The organism is Janthinobacterium rivuli, assembly GCF_009208735.1.
In the GTDB taxonomy this organism is placed as follows: Bacteria; Pseudomonadota; Gammaproteobacteria; order Burkholderiales; family Burkholderiaceae_D; genus Janthinobacterium.
In genome coordinates this window covers 1-17,640 of record NZ_WFLJ01000034.1, presented here as the reverse complement: position 1 = coordinate 17,640, position 17,640 = coordinate 1, and the positions used below count along the sequence as shown (strand labels likewise).

The following is a 17,640-nucleotide window of genomic DNA, read 5'->3' as shown; positions in this document are numbered from 1 at the left end:
CCGGCGTCGGCGAGGCGCAGCTGGCGCAAGCCGTGCAGCTGGCAGCGGCGGCCTTGCAAGCCAGGGAGGCGGCGCAGCGCGATGCGGCGCCGCTGCTCGATCAAGCCAAGGCGCTCGACGCCGGCATCGCGGCCCACTTGCCCGCGCACCGCCAGGCGCAGGATGGCGTGCTGGCCGCCGACCAGGCCAACGAGACGGCGCACGCCGCGCTGCACGATCTGCAGCAGCGCCAGCAAGCCGCGCTGGCGGAGCAGGAAGCGGGCCGACTATGGCTGGCGTCGCACCAGCAGTGGCAGGCGCTGGCCACGTCGTGGCAATTGTCGGACCAGTTGTTCGCCCAGGCCGGGCAGGCGGCCGCGCAAGCCGATGCGGCCGATGCCAGGGCGGCCGAAGCGGCGCAGCTGGTGCGCGCGGCAGGCAAGGCGGGCCACGAGGCGCAAGCCGCGTTGACGGCCGCCGCCGCCACGCTCGCCGCGCATGATGCGCAGCGGCGCGAGGCGCAGTGCGCCGTGCAAGCCATCGACGGGCAGCTGCTGCAGCAACAGCGCGGCCAGCTGGAAGACCATGCGCGCCAGCTGAACGCGGCGGAAAAGACGTGGACGGAACTGGCGCGCCAGCAGCAGGCACTGGCGCACTGGCAAGCCAGGGCGGCCCAGCTGGCGCAAGCCGCGCAAACGGAAAACACGGCATTGGCAACGGAAGCGGCGCAGACGGCGCTGCTGGAAGCGCGCCTGGCGCAGGCGGAAAAGTCCTTGAAAGGGGCGCAAGCGGCATGCGCGGCCAGCGTCGAGCAGCTGCGCGCGACCTTGCAGGACGAGCAGCCCTGCCCCGTCTGCGGCGCGCTGGAACACCCCTATAGCCACGCCGATGACGCCCTGCAGGCGATGCTGGCCAGCTTGCAGGATGAAGTCCTGGCCTGCCGCACGCAGACGCGCGGCAATCTGGAGCAGCTGGCCACGCACAGGGCGGCGCTGGCGGCGACTGCGCGCGAACAGGCGCAAACGGATGCCGAACTGGCGGCCCTGCCGCCCGCCATCGAGCGCTTGCACGCGCAATGGCAACCGCATGCCGACACCTTGCAGCTGCCGCCGGAAAACCTGCGCGCGGACTGGTTCGCGCAACAACTGGCGGCCAATGCGGCAGCCCTGCAGGCGCTGGCGCGGCAGGAGGCGGCGCTGCGCCAGGCCAGCGCGCGGCGCGAGCAGGCGCAGGCGGCGCACGAACTGGCCGGCGCCGAACACGCGCGCTGCACCAGCGCCGTCGCCGAAACGCAGACCCGGCTGGCGCAGTTGCAGGCGCAGCAGGCGGCCAGCCTGGACAAGGCGGAGACGTCGCGCGGCATGCTGGACGGCTTGCTGACGCAGCTCGATGCCGCGTTTGACGACGTGGAAGGCGCCGAAGGCTGGAAAGACAGCTGGCGCGCCGGCCCCGCCGCCTTCCGCGCGGCGCGCGACGCGGAAAGCCGGCAATGGCTGAAGCAGCAGGCGGAGCAGGACCAGCGCGGCCACGCGCTGGCCACCCTGGCCGCGCAGCTGGAAGCGGCGCTGCTGGCCGCCGGCAAGGCACGGCAAACGGCGCAGGAAGCCCATGCCGCCTTTGCCGCCGTCGACAAGCAGCTCACGACGCTGCAAGCGGAGCGCAACGCGCTATGGCAAGGCCAGGGCGTGGCCGATGTGGAACGCAGCCTGGCGGCGGCCGTCGCGCAAGCCAAGGAGCAGTTGGCACAGCAGCAAGCGGCAGCCCACGCGGCCGGCCAGCAGCGCGCGCGCCTCGACGAAGCGTGCGCGCAGCTGGCGCAGCGCCTGGCCGCCCTGCATGCACAGGAAGACAGCGCCTCCGCCGCCCTGCACGACTGGCTGCGCCAGTTCCAGCAGCTTCACTCCAGCCAGGCGCCCGCCACGATCGAAGCGCTGCGCGCGCGCCTGGCCGTCTCCGCGGAGAGCATGCGCGCCGAACGCGACGCCCTGCAAGTGATCGCCGATCGCCACACGGCGGCCGTTTCCGTGCTGGCCGAACGCCGGCAGCAACTGGCGGCCCACGTGCAACAGCCGCCGGAGGCGCTGGAAATGGACGAGGCCGTGCTGCGGACAGCGCTGGAATCGCTGGGCGCCGAACGCCAGGCGGCCAACCAGGAAGCGACGCGCTTGCGCCTGGCCATCGCGCAGGACGACGCGCGACGCCACGGCGCGCAGGCGATGCTGGCGCAGATCGAGGCGCAAGCCGTCATCGAGCGGCGCTGGGCCAGCCTGAGTGAATTGATCGGTTCGGCCGATGGCAAGAAATTCCGCAACTACGCGCAGCAATTCACATTGGAAGTGCTGCTCGGCTATGCCAACGCACATTTGAACCACCTGGCGCGCCGCTACCAGCTCGAACGCATCGACAACCCGAACAACCCGTCGCTGGGCCTGATGGTGCGCGACCAGGACATGGGCGGCGAACTGCGTTCCGTGCACTCGCTGTCGGGCGGCGAATCGTTCCTCGTCTCGCTGGCCCTGGCACTGGGCCTGGCCTCGCTGTCCTCGAACCGCGTGCGCGTCGAATCGCTGTTCATCGACGAGGGCTTCGGCAGCCTGGACACGGAAACCCTGCGCGTGGCCATGGATGCGCTCGACGGCCTGCAGGCGATGGGCCGCAAGGTGGGCGTCATCTCGCATGTACAGGAAATGACCGAGCGCATCGCCACCCGCATCCTGGTGCAGCCGGGGGCCGGCGGCAAGAGCGTGGTGACGGTGCGCTGAGTCGCTAGCGGCTGGCCGGCTCCCGGCACAACTTGAGCAAATCCCAGCCCAGTTCGCGGCGGATCTGCTCGGGGTCGGGCGGGGGCCGGCGCTGTTCCAGTTCCGCTTTCAGCCATTTCCTCACCAGCTCCTTGGCGGGCTGTGCAGGCTTTTCCTTGTCATGCTTGTCCATGGTGCTACCTCTTCAATGGCGGTCAGACGACCTCCTATATACGCTCAACGTCATGGCGCGGATTCAGTTGACGTGCGCGTGGCGCAGATGCAACAACGTGTAACGATGGGCAGAGTGGGTTAAAATCGCCGCCTTCGCGCAGGTACCGCCTACGCCCCGCAACAGTTCAAGGAACCCCATGAAAGCCGCCCGCAGCCTCACCTTCAAGTGCGTAAAATGTCACAAATCGATGCAGGTCTACCTGCAAAAAGTCTCCGCCTGCTCGCATATCCAGCCGTACCAGGGCATTTGCGCATGTGGCGAACTCAAGCGCCACGCCACGGGCCAGGCCGATGCCGTCAAGTCCTACCTGGAATCGGCGGACGGTAGCTGGTCGCACCACCACTAATGGTTAAAGAATGGGGCGATATTGCCGTTAATTGCTTATCTTCCCCATTTGACCCTGCCATGTCCCAGCTCCCCGCCCTCGCCTCCGGCTCGCGCCAGCCTGCCGCCAGTACCCTGGCAGGCCAAACGCCGCAAAAAGCGGGCGCCGGCGCGTCCGGCCTGGCCGGCTCGCCCCTGATGCAGCGCACGGCGCAAGACGTGGTGGCGCTGTCGAAAAATGGCCTGGACCTGTCGGCCAAGGGACTGTCGCAACGGACCGACGCGCTGGGCAACGCGACCGTCGACGTGGCGCAGGATTTTCTGAGCACCATGACGCGCCAGCTGTTCGGCGACGGCGCCACTGTCGCCTTCGATTCGGTCGACCTGCAAGCCGGCTCCAGTTTCAGCGGTGGCAGCGCCAGCGTCTCGGGCGCCAACGGCAGCAGCCGCGCGGCCGCCTTCAGCCTCGATGAAAACGCGCACTTCATCGGCAAAGGCAAGATCACGACGGCCGATGGCCAGACCTTCGACTTCGAAGTGGAAGTGCAATATCAATCGAACATCAGCGCGGGCGTCCTTGAGCAAACGCAAGAGGCAGGCGAGGAAGCCAGCTCCGCCGATGACGCCGCCCTGCCCGCCAAAGAATTGCCCGCCACGCGCTTCGGCGGCAATCTGCACGACCTGTTCAAGCTGCTGGGCCAGCAATTGCAAAGCAATGTCCATCAAGGCGCGTCCGACGGCGCCAGCGCCAGCGGCAACGATGGCGACCTGGCGGGCAGCCTGAGCTTGCGTTTGCTCAAGCTGGTGCAGCCGGAACATGCCGCCGATGCCGCCAAGATCGACAAGAAAGCCGTGGAAACCACGCCGGAGGAGCAGGCGCGTGCCCGCGCGCTGGCACTCGCCTATGGCACGGACACCGCTGACGGCACGGCCAGCGACGTATAATGGAAGACGGCCTGCGCAGGCGACCATGCCGCGCGCCCCCTTCTATCGATTGAAACCCATGTCCGACACTTCTTCCCCTACCGTTCATCCGCAGATCCACTGGAGCGAAAACGGCGCCGAGCATTCGGCCCGCTGGCGCTCGGAAAGCGGCATGCCGCCGCCCAAGCGCGTCGTCATCGCCGACGACCGCACGACGGCCGACCAGGCCTACCGCCTGGCCTGCGAAGGCACGGCCATGCTGTGGCGCGGCGACTTCCAGAACGCGCGCCAGCTGCTGCAGGCGCTGGCGCGGCGCGCCGACCACAAGAACGACAAACCGAGCAAAAAAGCCAAGGCCGCCAAGCTGGCGAAACCCGAACCCACCGCCACGGAAGCGTTCCATCTGCACCGCCAGGCCCAGTCGCAGCGCGCCCGCACCCTGGCCATGCTGCTGCTGCCTTTTGATGCCGACTACACGATCCCGCTGCGCCGCGCGCCGGACGTGAAACTGGCGTGCAATGAAGCGTATGGCCGCGGCGAAGAGCCGTTCATCGCCTCGCTGCGCGAGTTGCTGGGCCTGATCGGCGCGCACGAATGGCGCCGCACGGGCGTGGAACTGCCGGCCCTGGGCCAGCGCATCCACCCGCATTACGGCGTGTTCGCGCCGATCCGCGGCGAATACGTGGGCCTGGTGGCCGAAGCGCCCCTGCCCGCGCGCGCCAGGCTGGCCTTCGACATCGGCACCGGCACGGGCGTGCTGGCCGCCGTGCTGGCGCAGCGCGGCATCGACCGCATCGTCGCCACCGACCAGGACCCGCGCGCCCTGTCCTGCGCGCGCGAAAACCTGGCCCGCCTCGATTTGATCGACAAGGTCGAGGTGGTGCAGGCCGACCTGTTCCCCGCCGGCCGCGCGCCGCTCGTCGTGTGCAATCCGCCATGGCTGCCGGCCCGCCCAAGTTCGCCCATCGAATACGCCGTCTACGATCCGGACAGCCGCATGCTGCGCGGTTTCCTCGCCGGCCTGGCCGACCACCTGGAGCCAGCCGGCGAAGGCTGGCTGATCTTGTCGGACCTGGCCGAGCACCTGGGCCTGCGCCCGCGCGCGCAATTGCTGGAATGGATAGAACAGGCGGGCTTGAAAGTCATCGACCGCCTGGACGTGAAACCCACGCACCCGCGCGCGCAGGATGCGACGGACAGCCTGCACGCGGCCCGCTCGCAGGAAGTCACGTCGCTGTGGCGCCTGGCGGCGGCATAATCCAGGGTCTGAAACCCGGCCATTGCGCATTGCAGCAAACCCCGCTATAATTCGCCTGCGGGGTGGAGCAGTCTGGCAGCTCGTCGGGCTCATAACCCGAAGGTCACAGGTTCAAATCCTGTCCCCGCAACCAGATACATGAAAGCCGCTGATTCTTGCAAAGGGATCAGCGGCTTTTTCCATTGCGTCGCGCGCTGCCCGCGACCATCATGCAAGGCAAATGCCATCCGCTCTTTCGCAATGCAACAAACTCGGTTATAATTCGCCTGCGGGGTGGAGCAGTCTGGCAGCTCGTCGGGCTCATAACCCGAAGGTCACAGGTTCAAATCCTGTCCCCGCAACCAATACATAAAAACCGCTGACTCCTGCAAGGGATTCAGCGGTTTTTTCATTTCCGGCCTGCTCTTGCCGCCACTTTTACGCGGCGGCGCTGGCCCTGATCTGCCGGGCCGCCGCGTGCAGGCTGGCCGCCACCCGTTCCAGCTTGTCGGCTCCCGCCGTTTCGGCCAGCGCGGCAAAGGCGCTGATATGAAACGTGGCCACCATGGCCGGCGACACTTCGAGCTCCAGCGCCGTCTTGCTCAATTCCGTCGACGCCTCAAGATAGGGCTCGCTGCCCGCCTCGAACGCCTGCTTGGTTTCCAACAGTTCCTGACCACCCTCGGCCTTGGCCAGGCAAGCATCGACCTTTTGCTGGAAGGCCGGCAAGGTATCGCGCACGGGTCCGGGCTCAGGCGCCGCTTCCGGCTCCGGCTCCGCTGGCGCGGGCGCAGCGGCGGCCGGCTTGTCCGCCGCCGGCATGTCGCGCAAGGTCAGCCAGCGTTCGACGGCCAGAAAGTCGGCAAACGGTTCTTCCACCTTGGGATTCATCAGCCAGACCTCGCCCGTGCGCCAGTCTATCCTCGCGCCGCGCTCATTGCGCGCCAACAGAATATCCTTGCCGCCATCGGCATTCGACACCCGGCCGATGTCGAGCCAGTTCATCACTTCCGCCTGGCGCGACATCGCCTGCACGCGATGAAAGTAGGCCAACCATAAGAATCTGGCGACCAGTAGAACCAGGGCACCGCCAACCATCCACATCATCTTTCGCTCCGCACCACATCGACAGACCGCATTTTCTCACATGAAAGCTTGCGCCAAGGAAACTTTTACATCTGCCGTGCGCGGGCGCAAATCCGCCGCCGCGCGCGGCACGGGCGTGCAGTCGCATTTCAGCAACGCCGCGTTTTCCCGATTGCCCGGCGTGCGCGGTTGCGCTATCATGAGAACAATTCTCATTTAGATTAAGATACCCATCCCATCCCATCCCGTCCGCATGCTGTCCGCCCCTGCCCCGCCGTCCGATTTCCAGGCCCTGTATGCCGAGCACCATTCCTGGCTGCTGCACTGGCTGAAGCGCCGCCTGCACGATGCGGGGCTGGCGGGCGATCTGGCGCAGGATACCTTCCTGAAGATCTTCGTAGCGCGCAGCAGTGCCGGGATCGCGCAGCCGCGCCCTTTCCTGGCCACCATCGCCAAGCGCCTGCTGGCCAATCACTGCCGGCGCGAAGAGCTGGAACGGGCCTACCTCGACGCCCTGCTGCACCAGCCGCAAGCGTGCACGCCGTCGCCGGAAACGATGTCCATCCTGCTCGAATCGCTGCAACTGGTCGACCGCGCGCTGGACCAGCTCTCCGCCAAGGCCAGGGCCGCCTTCCTGCTGGCCCACCTGGACGGCATGAGCTACGCCGAGATCGCCGCCGAACTGGGCACCACCACGCATTCCGTCAAAAAATACCTGAGCAAGGCCAACCTGCTGTGCTTTTTTGCCGTGCCCGATTTTGCCAGCCCCTGACATGCGCGGCGCCACCGTCTACGCCCAGGGCCAGCCCATCGACCTGGCCATCGCCATGCAGGCGGCCGAATGGCTGGCCACCCTGATGAGCGGCGCCACCACGCCGGCGGAAACAACGGCCTGGCAGCAGTGGCGCCAGGCGCACCCCGACCATGAACGCGCGTGGCAACACATCGAAAGCGTCAGCGGAGGCTTGCGCGAACTCGATGCCCAGGCCAGCCGCAAGGCGCTGCAGCCAGGTCGCAGCTCGCGCTCCGTCTCGCGGCGCAGCAGCCTGCGGCTGTTGGCATGGGTCTCCACCATCGGCCTCACGGGCTGGTTCGGCGCGCGCTCGGCATATGCACCCGACTTTGCCCGCGCCGCGCTGGCCGACCTGTCCACGGGCGTGGGCGAACGCCGCGAGCTGACCCTGGCCGACGGCAGCCGTTTGCACCTGAACAGCGGCAGTGCCGTCAACCTCCGCTTTACGGGTACGCAGCGCCTGCTGCAACTGGTGCGGGGTGAAGTGTTTATCGCCACCGCCCGCGAAACGGGCAGGCCCCACCGTCCCTTCCTCGTCGAAACGGCGCATGGCCAGGCGCAGGCGCTGGGGACGCGCTACTCGGTGCGCCAGGCCGAAGGCAGCACCATGGTCGCCGTCGAGGAAGGCGCCGTGCGGCTGATGCCGCGCCATGGCGGCGCCAGACAGGTGATCCGCGCGGGCCAGGGCGGCGGCATGACGGCACAAGGCGTCTTGCCCGCGCACGCCGTCTCGCCCGACATCTGGGCCTGGCGCCAGGGCTTGTTGCTGGCCGACGCCATGCCGCTGCGCGACTTCCTGCATGAATTGAGCCGCTACCGCCACGGCTTGCTGGGCTGCGACGACGCCGTCGCCGGCCTGCGCATCTCCGGCGTCTTCCCGCTGGCCGACCTCGATGCCGTGCTGCTGTCGCTGCCCGACTCCCTGCCGGTGGACGTGCGCCTGCGCACGCGCTACTGGGTGCATGTGGAGGCGCGCCAGCAGCGCTGAGCATTTATTTAGCGTCCAGCGCAAAAAAATCTTACCCGTTTCCGTTTCTCGCGTGACCTGTGTAGGCAACGTTCTTTTTGACGACTACACCACAAGGTAACCATGTCCCAAGCTCTCTCTTCCAGGCCACGCATCAAGCGCATGGCATATGCCATCCAGTTCATCTTCATCGGTTCGGCCCTGCTGCTGAACGTACCCACGCCGGCGCTGGCGCAGGAAGGCGCGGCAGCGCAAATGGCGAGCCACGACTTCCAGGTGCCGGCCGGCGACCTGGCCGCCGCCCTGCGTCAGGTGGCCAGCCAGTCCAGGGTGATCCTCAGCTTTATGCCGGAGCAGACGCGCGGCAAGACGACGGCCGGCTTGAGCGGCAGCCACGACGTGCTGGCCGCCCTGAACGGCGTGCTGCGCGGCACGGGCCTGAACGCCGAGCGCAGCGCCAACGGCAGCTACGTGCTGCGCCCGGCCGATGCCGCGGCGGGTGGCGAAGCGCTGTCGATGATGCCGGAAGTGTCGGTCAAGGCGCAGCAGGATGCCACGGAAGGCTCGGGCGCGTATGTCTCCGCCCTGCCGATCGCCACGGCCACGCCGCTGGGCCTGTCGATCCGGAAAACTCCGCAATCGGTCAGCGTCATCACGCAGCAGCGCATGCAGGACCAGGGCTTGAGCACCATCGCGCAAGTGATGGCGCAAACACCGGGCATCACCCTGTTCTCGCTGGGCAGCGAGCGCACGGGCTTTACGTCGCGCGGCTATTCGATCACCAATTACCAGCTCGATGGCGTCAGCACGCATTCGGAAAACCTGGGCCTCAATGCGATACCGTCGCAAAGCCTGGCCGACATGGCGCTGTACGACCGCATCGAAGTGCTGCGCGGCGCCTCGGGCCTGATGACGGGCGCGGGCGATGCCTCGGGCGCCATCAACATGGTGCGCAAGAAGCCGACGGCGCAATTCCAGGCATCCGTCGAGGGCGAGCTGGGCTCGTACGATGAACGGCGCGCCATGGCCGACGTCTCCGGCCCGCTGAACGAGGCGCATACGCTGCGCGGCCGCCTGGTGACGGTGTACGAGGAAGGCGACAGCATCATCGACGGCTACAGCCGCGACAAGAAAGTGGTCTACGGCGTGATCGAGGCGGACCTCTCGAACGACACGAAACTGACGGCCGGCGTCACGCACCAGCGCAAGCGCTCGAACGGATCCTTGTCCTACCTGGGTTTCCCCCTGTTCTACAGCAATGGCGCCATGACGGACCTGCCCCGCGCCTTCAGCCCGGCGGCCACGTCGAACCGCTTCGGCACCAATTCGACCGACCTCTTCGCCACTGTGGAACACGCGCTGGCGAACGACTGGAAGCTGAAAATCTCGGCCAACCGCGTGCAATCGTCGCAGGAAGAGCGCGCCGTCTACATGAACGTCAGTGGCGGCTTGCCCGACCAGGCCACGAGCGATGGCCTGCGCCTGAACGCCGACTACCGCGATTATCAGCTCCAGGTCAACAGCGTGGACGTCAATGTGCGCGGCCCCTTCAACGCATTCGGCCGCCAGCACGAACTGGTGCTGGGCATGGACTACAACGAATTTCAAAGCACGACGGATGGCCGTTTCGACAGGGGCATCGAAAACACGCCCGCCAACCTGTACCGCTGGAATCGCACGGCGACGCCCGTGTTTGGCGATACCACCGTCATCTACGACAGCACGCGCCGCCAGGCCAGCGCGTATGCCGCCACGCGCCTCAACCTTTCCGAGCGCCTGAAACTGATCGCCGGCGCGAAGGTGCTGCGCTACAGCGAGAACTACATCTCGGACGCGCCTTCCGTGAATTTTTACAGCGCGTCGCCAGCCTCGGAAAGCCGCGTCTTCACGCCGTATGGCGGCCTGGTGTTCGACATCGACGGCACGCACAGCGCCTACGCCAGTTATTCCACCATCCATCAGCCGCAAGCATCGCAAGACCGCTACGGCAAGCTGCTGGCGCCGCGCGAGGGCAAGACCCTGGAAGCGGGCATCAAGAGCGGCTGGCTCGATGGCCGCCTGAACACGGCTGCCGCGCTGTACCAGATCCGCCAGAGCAACCTGGCCGAATCGGACCCTGGCTACACCGTGCCGGGCACGAACAATCCCGCGAACCGCGCCATCAAGGGCGCCAGGACCCGGGGCGTGGATCTGGAAGCGACGGGCGCCCTCACCCCAAGCTGGAACATCTCGGCCTCGTGGTCGTACAGCCAGAAGGAAGACCATACCGGCAAGGCCATCCTGACCACCTTCCCGCGCCACCTGGTGAAACTGTGGACCACGTATCGCCTGCCCGGCGACCTGCATCGCCTGACGGTGGGCGGCGGCATGAACTGGCAAAGCCGCGTGTATTCCGACGTCGATGCCTGGCAGGTCAACCGCACCCTGCACTGGGAACAGAAGGCGTACTCGGTGGCCAGCCTGATGGCGCGCTACGACGTCAACGACAAGCTGTCGGCCACCGTCAACGTGGCCAACCTGTTCGACAAGCGGTACACGGCTTCCGTGTCGGACTGGTGGTTGTCGGGCATGCATGGCCCGGCGCGCAAGGTGACGTTGACCGCGCGCTATCAGTTCTAAGGCCAGGGCAAGGGCCGGGCTGAATATTTCACATTGCCGCGGGGCCGGTGATACAATTTTCCCGCTTCACGGGCGTTGCCGGCGATTGCCGCCAACGCCCGTGCCCATAGAGACACCCAAGGAGAATGTGTGAAGGACCTCGCCCCCGCCCTGCCAGCCGATCCCGCCGACCAACCCGCCAATCCCGCGCGCCGGCGGATTTTCCAGGCCGCTTCCGCGGTCGGCCTGGCCGCCAGCCTGCCGGCGCTGGCCGACGCCGCGCCAGCCAAAAAGACCATCGCCAAGGGCTCGCTCGACGCGAAACTCAAGGCGCACGTCAAGAACGTGGTCGTGATCTACCTGGAAAACCGCAGCTTCAACAACCTGTTCTCCAACTTCCCCGGCACCAGCGCGCCCCTGTCCGCCGTCACGGCGGAACAGGCGCAGCAACTGGACCGCGACGGCAAGCCGCTGGCCACCCTGCCGAAGATCTGGGGCGGCCTGGTGCCGAACCAGCAAAATATCGGCGGCATCGATTACCTGATCAAGGAAGACCAGATTTCCGGCCTGCCCAACGCGCCCTACAAATTGAGCGACGCGGCCGGCAAGCCCCTGCCCGAGAGCATCATCACGCGCGACCTCGTGCACCGCTTCTATAACAACCAGATGCAGATCAACGGCGGCAAGAACGACGGCTTTGCCGCGTGGGCCGACAGCGGCGGCCTGGTGATGGGCCATTACGGCGAAACGTCGAAAAACCTGAACCTGTGGCAGATCGCCGAACAGTACACCCTGTGCGACAACTTCTTCATGGCGGCCTTCGGCGGCTCCTACATGAACCACCAGTTCCTGGTGACGGGCCGCGCCAACGAGTATTTCAACGCGCTTGATACGGCGGCGAAGAAAAAGATCGCCGTGCTGTCCGACGGCCCGCAAGGCGTGCGCCTGGCCATCGCGGAAGACTGCCCGCCTTCCGCGCTGGACGGCAAGCCGAAATACGTGAACGACGGCGCCATCACGCCGGACGGCTATGCCGTCAACACCATGGCGCCGCCATATCAACCGAGCTATGTCCGCCCCGCCTTCGACGGCGACCCGCTGCACGCCGACCCGGCCGACGCGAACACCCTGCCGCCGCAAACCTACGACACCATCGGCGACCTGTTGTCGCGCAAGGGCGTCAGCTGGGCGTGGTATGGCGGCGGCTGGCAAGCGGCGCTCGACCACAAGGGCGGCGGCAGCAAGCCGAACTTCCAGTTCCACCACCAGCCGCTGAACTACTTCAAGCAGTTCGCCCCTGGCACGGCAGCGCGCGCCGAGCACCTGCGCGACGGCGGCACGGGCGACAGCCCGATCTCGAACAAATTCCTCGCCGCCGCCGTGGCGGGCAAGCTGCCGGCCGTGACCTTCTACAAGCCGCAGGGGAATCTGAACCTGCACGCCGGCTACTCGGATATCGAGTCGGGCGACCAGCACGTGGCCAACGTCATCCAGCATTTGAAGGAATCGCCGCAGTGGAAGGACATGATCGTGGTGATCACGTTCGACGAAAACGGCGGCTGGTGGGACCACGTGGCGCCGCCGAAGGGCGACCGCTGGGGTCCGGGCACGCGCATTCCCGCCATCGTCGTCTCGCCGTACGCGAAGAAAGGCGCCGTCGACCACAGCTTCTACGACACGACGTCGATCCTGCGCCTGATCACGCGCCTGCACGACCTGCCGCTGCTCGAAGGCCTGAAAGTGCGCAACGACGCGTTCGCGGCCCGTGGCGCGCTGCCGCCGGGAGACTTGACGGGCGCCCTGAGCTTCCGCTAAGCCTCCCACAATGCGGCACGCCTGTGATACACTGCGTGCCGCACTTAAATCCGCAGGACAGGTATTCCTGACGGTTGTTCCAACAATGAGCCCGACTCCAGTAGCCGGGCTTTTGTTTTGTGGATGAAGTTAAAGCGTATTGACATAGGTGGGCAGCACGTTGCCCGCCCCCTGGCCATCGCAAGCCAGGGACAGAGGTTAGCAAATGAGAGATAAAAAAGACAACGCCACCATCGACTTGCCCGGTTTCGGCCCGCCGCCAGCGCTCGAGGCGCCAGAGCCGGCGCCGGAGCCACAGCGCCGCACGCGCGCGCGCAAGGTGGCGCTGAAGCAGGTGCAGCTCGAATTGCTGGAGCCGACCGACGCCACGGGCTTGCCCGTGTGGACGCGCGACGCCGGCCTGGATCTCACCGGCCTGCCCATCTGGGCGCCCGACAATTAATACCACACGCGGGCGGCCGTTTGCCGCCAGCTTCCACACCACCATCCGCACAAGGGCGTAGAACGCCTGTAGACTGTGCCCATCCACCCGCTTTTTACCGGCTCCGCCCCTATGAACACCACCACTGACACCAGCACTTCTTTTGCCAGCCTGCCGCTGACGCCCGCCTTCCTGGCCAACCTGGACTCGCTCGGCTACCACGAGATGACCACCATCCAGGCGCAAAGCCTGCCGGCGGTGCTCGATGGCCGCGACCTGATCGCCCAGGCGAAAACGGGCAGCGGCAAGACGGCCGCCTTCGGCATCGGCATCCTGCACAAGCTCAATCCGGCCTGGTTCGCCGTGCAGGGCCTGGTGCTGTGCCCCACGCGCGAACTGGCCGACCAGGTGGCCAATGAGCTGCGCCGCCTGGCCCGCGCGGCCGGCAACATCAAGATCCTGACCCTGACGGGCGGCGCGCCGATGCGCCCGCAGATCGCTTCGCTGGAACACGGCGCCCACATCGTCGTCGGCACGCCGGGCCGCCTGCGCGACCATCTGGGCCGCGGCACCATCAACCTGAACCACGTGCAGACCCTGGTGCTCGATGAAGCGGACCGCATGACGGACATGGGCTTTTACGAGGAAATCGCCGGCATCGTCAGCGCCTGCCCGGCGCGCCGCCAGACCCTGCTGTTCTCGGCCACGTATCCGGAAGACATCCGCCGCGCCACGGCGTCGTTCCTCGTCAATCCGCTGGAAGTGACGGTCGAAGCGCAGCACGACAACGACAAGATCGAACAGCGTTTCTATGAAATCGGCTTCGACGAGCGCAATGGCGCCGTCGGCAAGCTGTTGAAACACTTCAAGCCGGAATCGACCCTGGCCTTCTGCAACACCAAGGTGCATTGCCGCGAACTGGCCGAGGAACTGCGCCAGCAAGGCTTTTCCGCGCTGGCCCTGTACGGCGAGCTGGAACAGCGCGAGCGCGATGAAATCCTCGTGCTGTTCGCCAACCGCAGCTGCTCCGTGCTGGTGGCCACCGACGTCGCCGCGCGCGGCCTCGATATTTCCGACCTGGGTGCGGTGATCAACGTCGACGTGTCGAAAGACACGGAAGTGCATATCCACCGCATCGGCCGCACGGGCCGCGGCAGCAAGAAGGGCCTGGCCCTGTCGCTGTGCGCGCCGAACGAGAAAAAATGGGTCAAGCTGATCGAGCAGTACCAGAACAGCGCCGCCGAATGGCACGATCTGAAGGAACTCGCCGACGATGACGGGATGGAGGCGCTGCCTGCGCCGATGGTCACCCTGTGCATCATGGGCGGCAAGAAGGACAAGCTGCGCCCGGGCGACTTGCTGGGCGCGCTGACGGGCGACGCGGGCCTGACCAAGGAACAAGTGGGCAAGATCAACGTGTTCGAATTCATGACCTACGTGGCGCTGGACCGCAAGGTGGCCGAAGCGGCCTTCAAGCGCCTCAACGCCGGTAACTCCCTGGGCCGCGACTTCGGCAACATCAAGGGCCGCAGCTTCAAGATGCGCTTTATCGAGGCGTAAACTCTTGTAATGCACGCAGGGCCGCCATGGCCCTGCGTCCCGGATAACCGTCCCACACGGGATATTGATGGCGGTAGTAGCAGTTCCAGTAGCTGACGGCGCGCCGCTCCAGCGTATCCACATACGCGCGATTGTCCCGCAGGTAGCGCGCCAGCGCCTGCGCATTCCAGGCCGGCAGCGCCGCGCCAATTGCCTCGATAATCTCCAGCACGTACTCGCCGCACAGGTGCACGACGAACGGCACCGTCCACGCGCGCTCCTGCAGCAACAGCTGCCTGACACACGCTTCGCGCAGATGGCCATCGTGGTGGCGCGTGCCCAGGCACAGGGCGATCACGCCCGCGTCGCCGGCCAGCCGCGTACAGGCCAGCAGCCGTTCGCGGTCATAATACGTGCGCGTCGGGATCAGCAAGGCCTCGCCATTCAGGTACACGGCAAATGGCGGGTGGGCCCGGCTGCTGCCCAGCGCGGGCAGCAGCTGCGCCAGGGCGCCGGCCAATGCCGCCGGAAAGGCGTCCGCTTCAGCCATCGCGCCCCTCGCGGCACACCTTGCGCACGCCCAGCGCAGGCAGGTCCATCTTTTCAAAGATCACATTCGAATACCATGCGGCAGGATCGCCTTCGGCTGGCTTGCCCAGCGAAATATAGTAAGCGCCGTCGGTGAACAGGGCCGTGGTTTCCTTGCCTGGCGTCGCACCTTGCAGGAAGGCGGGCCAGGCCGCCTTGTCGACCTGATTAAAACGCGCGGCCAGCAGCGCCAGCAAGCGCGCATGCGAGGCCGGGGCATACGGGAACAGATACAGGTATTCGACCAGTTCGCCGCCATCGGCCAGCCGCGTGACGGCGGCCGTCGCGGCATCGACCTCACCACCAAAACTGCACAAGGTTCCGCCGCTGTAGGCGAAATCGATGACGGTCGCCGGCGCACACGCCTGCCGTTCGCGGTCGATGCCGACGGGCGGCAACGCACGCACCTGCGCCAGCAGCGCCTCGCCGGACGTGGCCAGCACGGGGAAACCCGGACACTCGCTGGCCGCCTGGACGCAGGAGCAGGCCAGGCAACAACTCAATAGCAGCAAACGACGCTTCACGGCAGCTCCAGTTTCATCAGGCGGCCATTATGCCGCACTGGCACGGATAGCATCGTCACAAGAGGCGCGCCTGCTGGCCCTGCGGCGTATCGTCGATGTCATAGCCGGCCGCGCGCGCCAGTGCGCGCAGACGGTCCGCCTCGGCCCACTGGCGCTGCGCGCGGGCGGCCGCCCGCTCTTCCATCCACGCCAGCACCGGTTGCGGCACTGCCACCTGCGCCGGCTGCCAGGCCAGCAGGTCGAGTCCCAGCGCCGTATCGAAGCGGGTCATCGTGGCCTTTTTCACGCCGTCGGGCAGCCCGCTTTTCAGCAGCTCCCAGGCCACGGCCAGCGCGCGCGGGTAGTTCAGGTCATCGTTGACGCAGCTCATGAAGCGCTCATGCCATGCAGGGTCGGCCTCGCCGTCCGCAGCACCCAGGCCATGCACGGCCACGCGCAGGCGCGCCAGGCCGCTGGCGGCGGCGCGCAGGGCCTCGTCCGTGAAATTGAGGCTGCTGCGGTAGTGGGCGCCCAGGCACAGGTAGCGATAAGCCAGCGGATCGACGCCCTGCTCCACCAGGCTGTGCAGGCGCAAAAAGTCCCCTGAGGATTTCGACATCTTCGCATCCTGGGTCTTGAGGAAGGCGCCATGCAGCCAGAAGTTGGCCAGGCGCGTGCCGTGGCGCGCTTCCGTCTGCGCGATCTCGTTGCTGTGGTGGACCGCCACGTGGTCTTCGCCGCCGCAATGGATGTCGAAATACGCGCCCAGGTGTTTTTCCGCCATGGCCGAGCATTCGATATGCCAGCCGGGGAAACCCAGGCCCCACGGGCTGTCCCACTCCATCTGGCGCTGTCCCGGCACGCCACTGAACTTCCACAACGCGAAGTCGCAGATGTCGCGTTTCTCGCCGAGCTCCACCCGTTTGCCCGCCTGCAGGCCGTCGCGGTTCAGGCGCGCCAGCTTGCCATAACTGTCCTGGCGCGTCGTGTCGAAATAGATGCCGTCGTCCGTGCGGTAGGTGTAACCCTTCGCTTCCAGGTCGCGGATGAAATCGATCTGCTCCGCGATGTGGTCGGTGGCGCGGCACCAGACGGTGGGCGGCAGGATATTCAACTGGCGCAGATCGCCCTCGAACGCGCGCGTAAATTCCGCCGCGATATCCCAGGCCGACTTGCCGCTGCGGGCGCTGCGCGCCTCGATCTTGTCGTCGCCGCTGTCCGCGTCCGACGTCAGGTGGCCCACGTCCGTGATGTTCATCACGTGGCGCACCCGCAGGCCGTTGAACTCGAGCGCGCGGCGCAAGCCGTCGACGAACAGATAGGTGCGCAGGTTGCCGATGTGCGCGTAATCGTAGACGGTGGGGCCGCAGGCGTACAGGCCAGCCTGGCCCGGGATGATGGCCTCGAAGGGCCGCAGGCTGCGGCTATACGTATCGTACAAATGGAGTGTCATGCGGGTCCTTGCAAAGTGTTGCGGCAAAAGAAAATGGCCACAGGTTTTTCAACACTGTGGCCATCGGAATGAGGAGTAACAAATTTAACGGCGCCGGGCCGCATCCTCACGAAGCCAGGTACACGGACACAGCGCAGCGGCGGCGCGGTGGGCAGGGACTGGAAGGAGGATGGAAGAGATCATGCAGCAAATATCGCATGCGCGCGGGCAGGCCGTCAAGCCCTCCCGCGACGCTGGCCTATTTTTTGGCTATGTCACCGTCAAATGTGGGAACACTCCCATCGTTGCCTTCAATAACGTTTCTGGTGAGCGGATGCGCTTGGCGTCGAGTATCCAGCGCCATCCCAGGTAGTTTGGCAGGTAGCGCGTGGCCACGCCGTGAAACGGCCTTAACCATTCGCGCAGGCGGCTGTGATATGCATTGACGTTCTGCACAT

15 protein-coding genes, 2 tRNA genes and 1 pseudogene are annotated in these 17,640 nt (G+C 66.4%); 12 read left to right on the top strand and 6 right to left on the bottom strand.

Annotation, left to right across the window (positions count from 1 at the left end; translation table 11 throughout):
* Positions 1 to 2,741 (top strand): SbcC/MukB-like Walker B domain-containing protein (locus GCN78_RS28490; RefSeq protein WP_152254697.1); only part of this gene is annotated, 2,741 nt, incomplete at its 5' end.
* Positions 2,742 to 2,745: 4 nt separating this feature from the next.
* Here GCN78_RS28490 and GCN78_RS29485 read toward each other — a convergent pair.
* Complete coding sequence (locus tag GCN78_RS29485) at positions 2,746 to 2,913, bottom strand: hypothetical protein (RefSeq protein ID WP_193316899.1); 168 nt, start codon at positions 2,911 to 2,913, stop codon at positions 2,746 to 2,748.
* A gap of 178 nt (positions 2,914 to 3,091) precedes the next feature.
* Between GCN78_RS29485 and GCN78_RS28485 the strand changes: the two genes are divergently transcribed.
* The 5 genes from GCN78_RS28485 (at position 3,092) to GCN78_RS28465 (ending at position 5,805) form a co-directional block, all read left to right on the top strand.
* Entirely contained in the window at positions 3,092 to 3,301 is a 210-nt protein-coding gene (locus tag GCN78_RS28485; protein ID WP_034755039.1) for a hypothetical protein, read from the top strand.
* 59 nt (positions 3,302 to 3,360) lie between these two features.
* Positions 3,361 to 4,224, top strand: a complete 864-nt coding sequence (locus GCN78_RS28480; protein WP_152254696.1) for a hypothetical protein — start codon at positions 3,361 to 3,363, stop codon at positions 4,222 to 4,224.
* Between the two features lie 58 nt (positions 4,225 to 4,282).
* Complete coding sequence (locus GCN78_RS28475) at positions 4,283 to 5,461, top strand: methyltransferase (protein ID WP_152254695.1); 1,179 nt, start codon at positions 4,283 to 4,285, stop codon at positions 5,459 to 5,461.
* 56 nt (positions 5,462 to 5,517) lie between these two features.
* Positions 5,518 to 5,594 (top strand) — tRNA-Met (locus GCN78_RS28470).
* Between the two features lie 134 nt (positions 5,595 to 5,728).
* Positions 5,729 to 5,805: transfer RNA gene (locus tag GCN78_RS28465), tRNA-Met, on the top strand.
* A gap of 73 nt (positions 5,806 to 5,878) precedes the next feature.
* Here the strand turns inward: GCN78_RS28465 and GCN78_RS28460 are convergent.
* The gene (locus GCN78_RS28460) at positions 5,879 to 6,493 is read right to left on the bottom strand and encodes a hypothetical protein (RefSeq protein WP_152254694.1); all 615 of its coding nucleotides are present in this window, start codon (positions 6,491 to 6,493) and stop codon (positions 5,879 to 5,881) included.
* Positions 6,494 to 6,779: 286 nt separating this feature from the next.
* Between GCN78_RS28460 and GCN78_RS28455 the strand changes: the two genes are divergently transcribed.
* From GCN78_RS28455 to dbpA, 6 genes are all read left to right on the top strand, one after another.
* Positions 6,780 to 7,298: a sigma-70 family RNA polymerase sigma factor gene (locus GCN78_RS28455; protein ID WP_152254693.1), complete on the top strand. Its 519-nt coding sequence runs from the start codon at positions 6,780 to 6,782 to the stop codon at positions 7,296 to 7,298.
* 1 nt (position 7,299) lies between these two features.
* Positions 7,300 to 8,307 carry a FecR domain-containing protein gene (locus tag GCN78_RS28450; RefSeq protein WP_152254692.1) on the top strand — a complete coding sequence of 336 codons (1,008 nt, stop codon included), beginning with the start codon at positions 7,300 to 7,302 and terminating at the stop codon, positions 8,305 to 8,307.
* A gap of 102 nt (positions 8,308 to 8,409) precedes the next feature.
* Positions 8,410 to 10,905, top strand: coding sequence for a TonB-dependent siderophore receptor (locus tag GCN78_RS28445; RefSeq protein ID WP_193316898.1), 2,496 nt, complete (start codon positions 8,410 to 8,412; stop codon positions 10,903 to 10,905).
* Between the two features lie 129 nt (positions 10,906 to 11,034).
* Positions 11,035 to 12,699 (top strand): acid phosphatase, encoded by a 1,665-nt coding sequence (locus GCN78_RS28440; protein WP_152254691.1) that lies wholly within the window; start codon positions 11,035 to 11,037, stop codon positions 12,697 to 12,699.
* Between the two features lie 205 nt (positions 12,700 to 12,904).
* Positions 12,905 to 13,141: a hypothetical protein gene (locus GCN78_RS28435; RefSeq protein WP_152254690.1), complete on the top strand. Its 237-nt coding sequence runs from the start codon at positions 12,905 to 12,907 to the stop codon at positions 13,139 to 13,141.
* A 111-nt stretch (positions 13,142 to 13,252) separates the two neighbouring features.
* Positions 13,253 to 14,680 (top strand): ATP-dependent RNA helicase DbpA, encoded by a 1,428-nt coding sequence (dbpA, locus tag GCN78_RS28430; RefSeq protein ID WP_152254689.1) that lies wholly within the window; start codon positions 13,253 to 13,255, stop codon positions 14,678 to 14,680.
* Here the strand turns inward: dbpA and GCN78_RS28425 are convergent.
* The 4 genes and pseudogenes from GCN78_RS28425 to GCN78_RS28410 all read right to left on the bottom strand — a co-directional run.
* Positions 14,667 to 15,209 (bottom strand): hypothetical protein, encoded by a 543-nt coding sequence (locus GCN78_RS28425; protein WP_152254688.1) that lies wholly within the window; start codon positions 15,207 to 15,209, stop codon positions 14,667 to 14,669. The two genes, dbpA and GCN78_RS28425, sit on opposite strands and share 14 nt — an antisense overlap.
* Entirely contained in the window at positions 15,202 to 15,771 is a 570-nt protein-coding gene (locus tag GCN78_RS28420; RefSeq protein WP_152254687.1) for a hypothetical protein, read from the bottom strand. The genes GCN78_RS28425 and GCN78_RS28420 overlap by 8 nt, the downstream gene beginning before the upstream one ends.
* Positions 15,772 to 15,826: 55 nt before the next feature.
* Positions 15,827 to 17,203, bottom strand: a complete 1,377-nt coding sequence (gene cysS, locus GCN78_RS28415) for a cysteine--tRNA ligase (RefSeq protein ID WP_152254686.1) — start codon at positions 17,201 to 17,203, stop codon at positions 15,827 to 15,829.
* A gap of 249 nt (positions 17,204 to 17,452) precedes the next feature.
* Positions 17,453 to 17,640 (bottom strand): annotated as a pseudogene (locus GCN78_RS28410) (IS1595 family transposase); the annotation flags it as partial.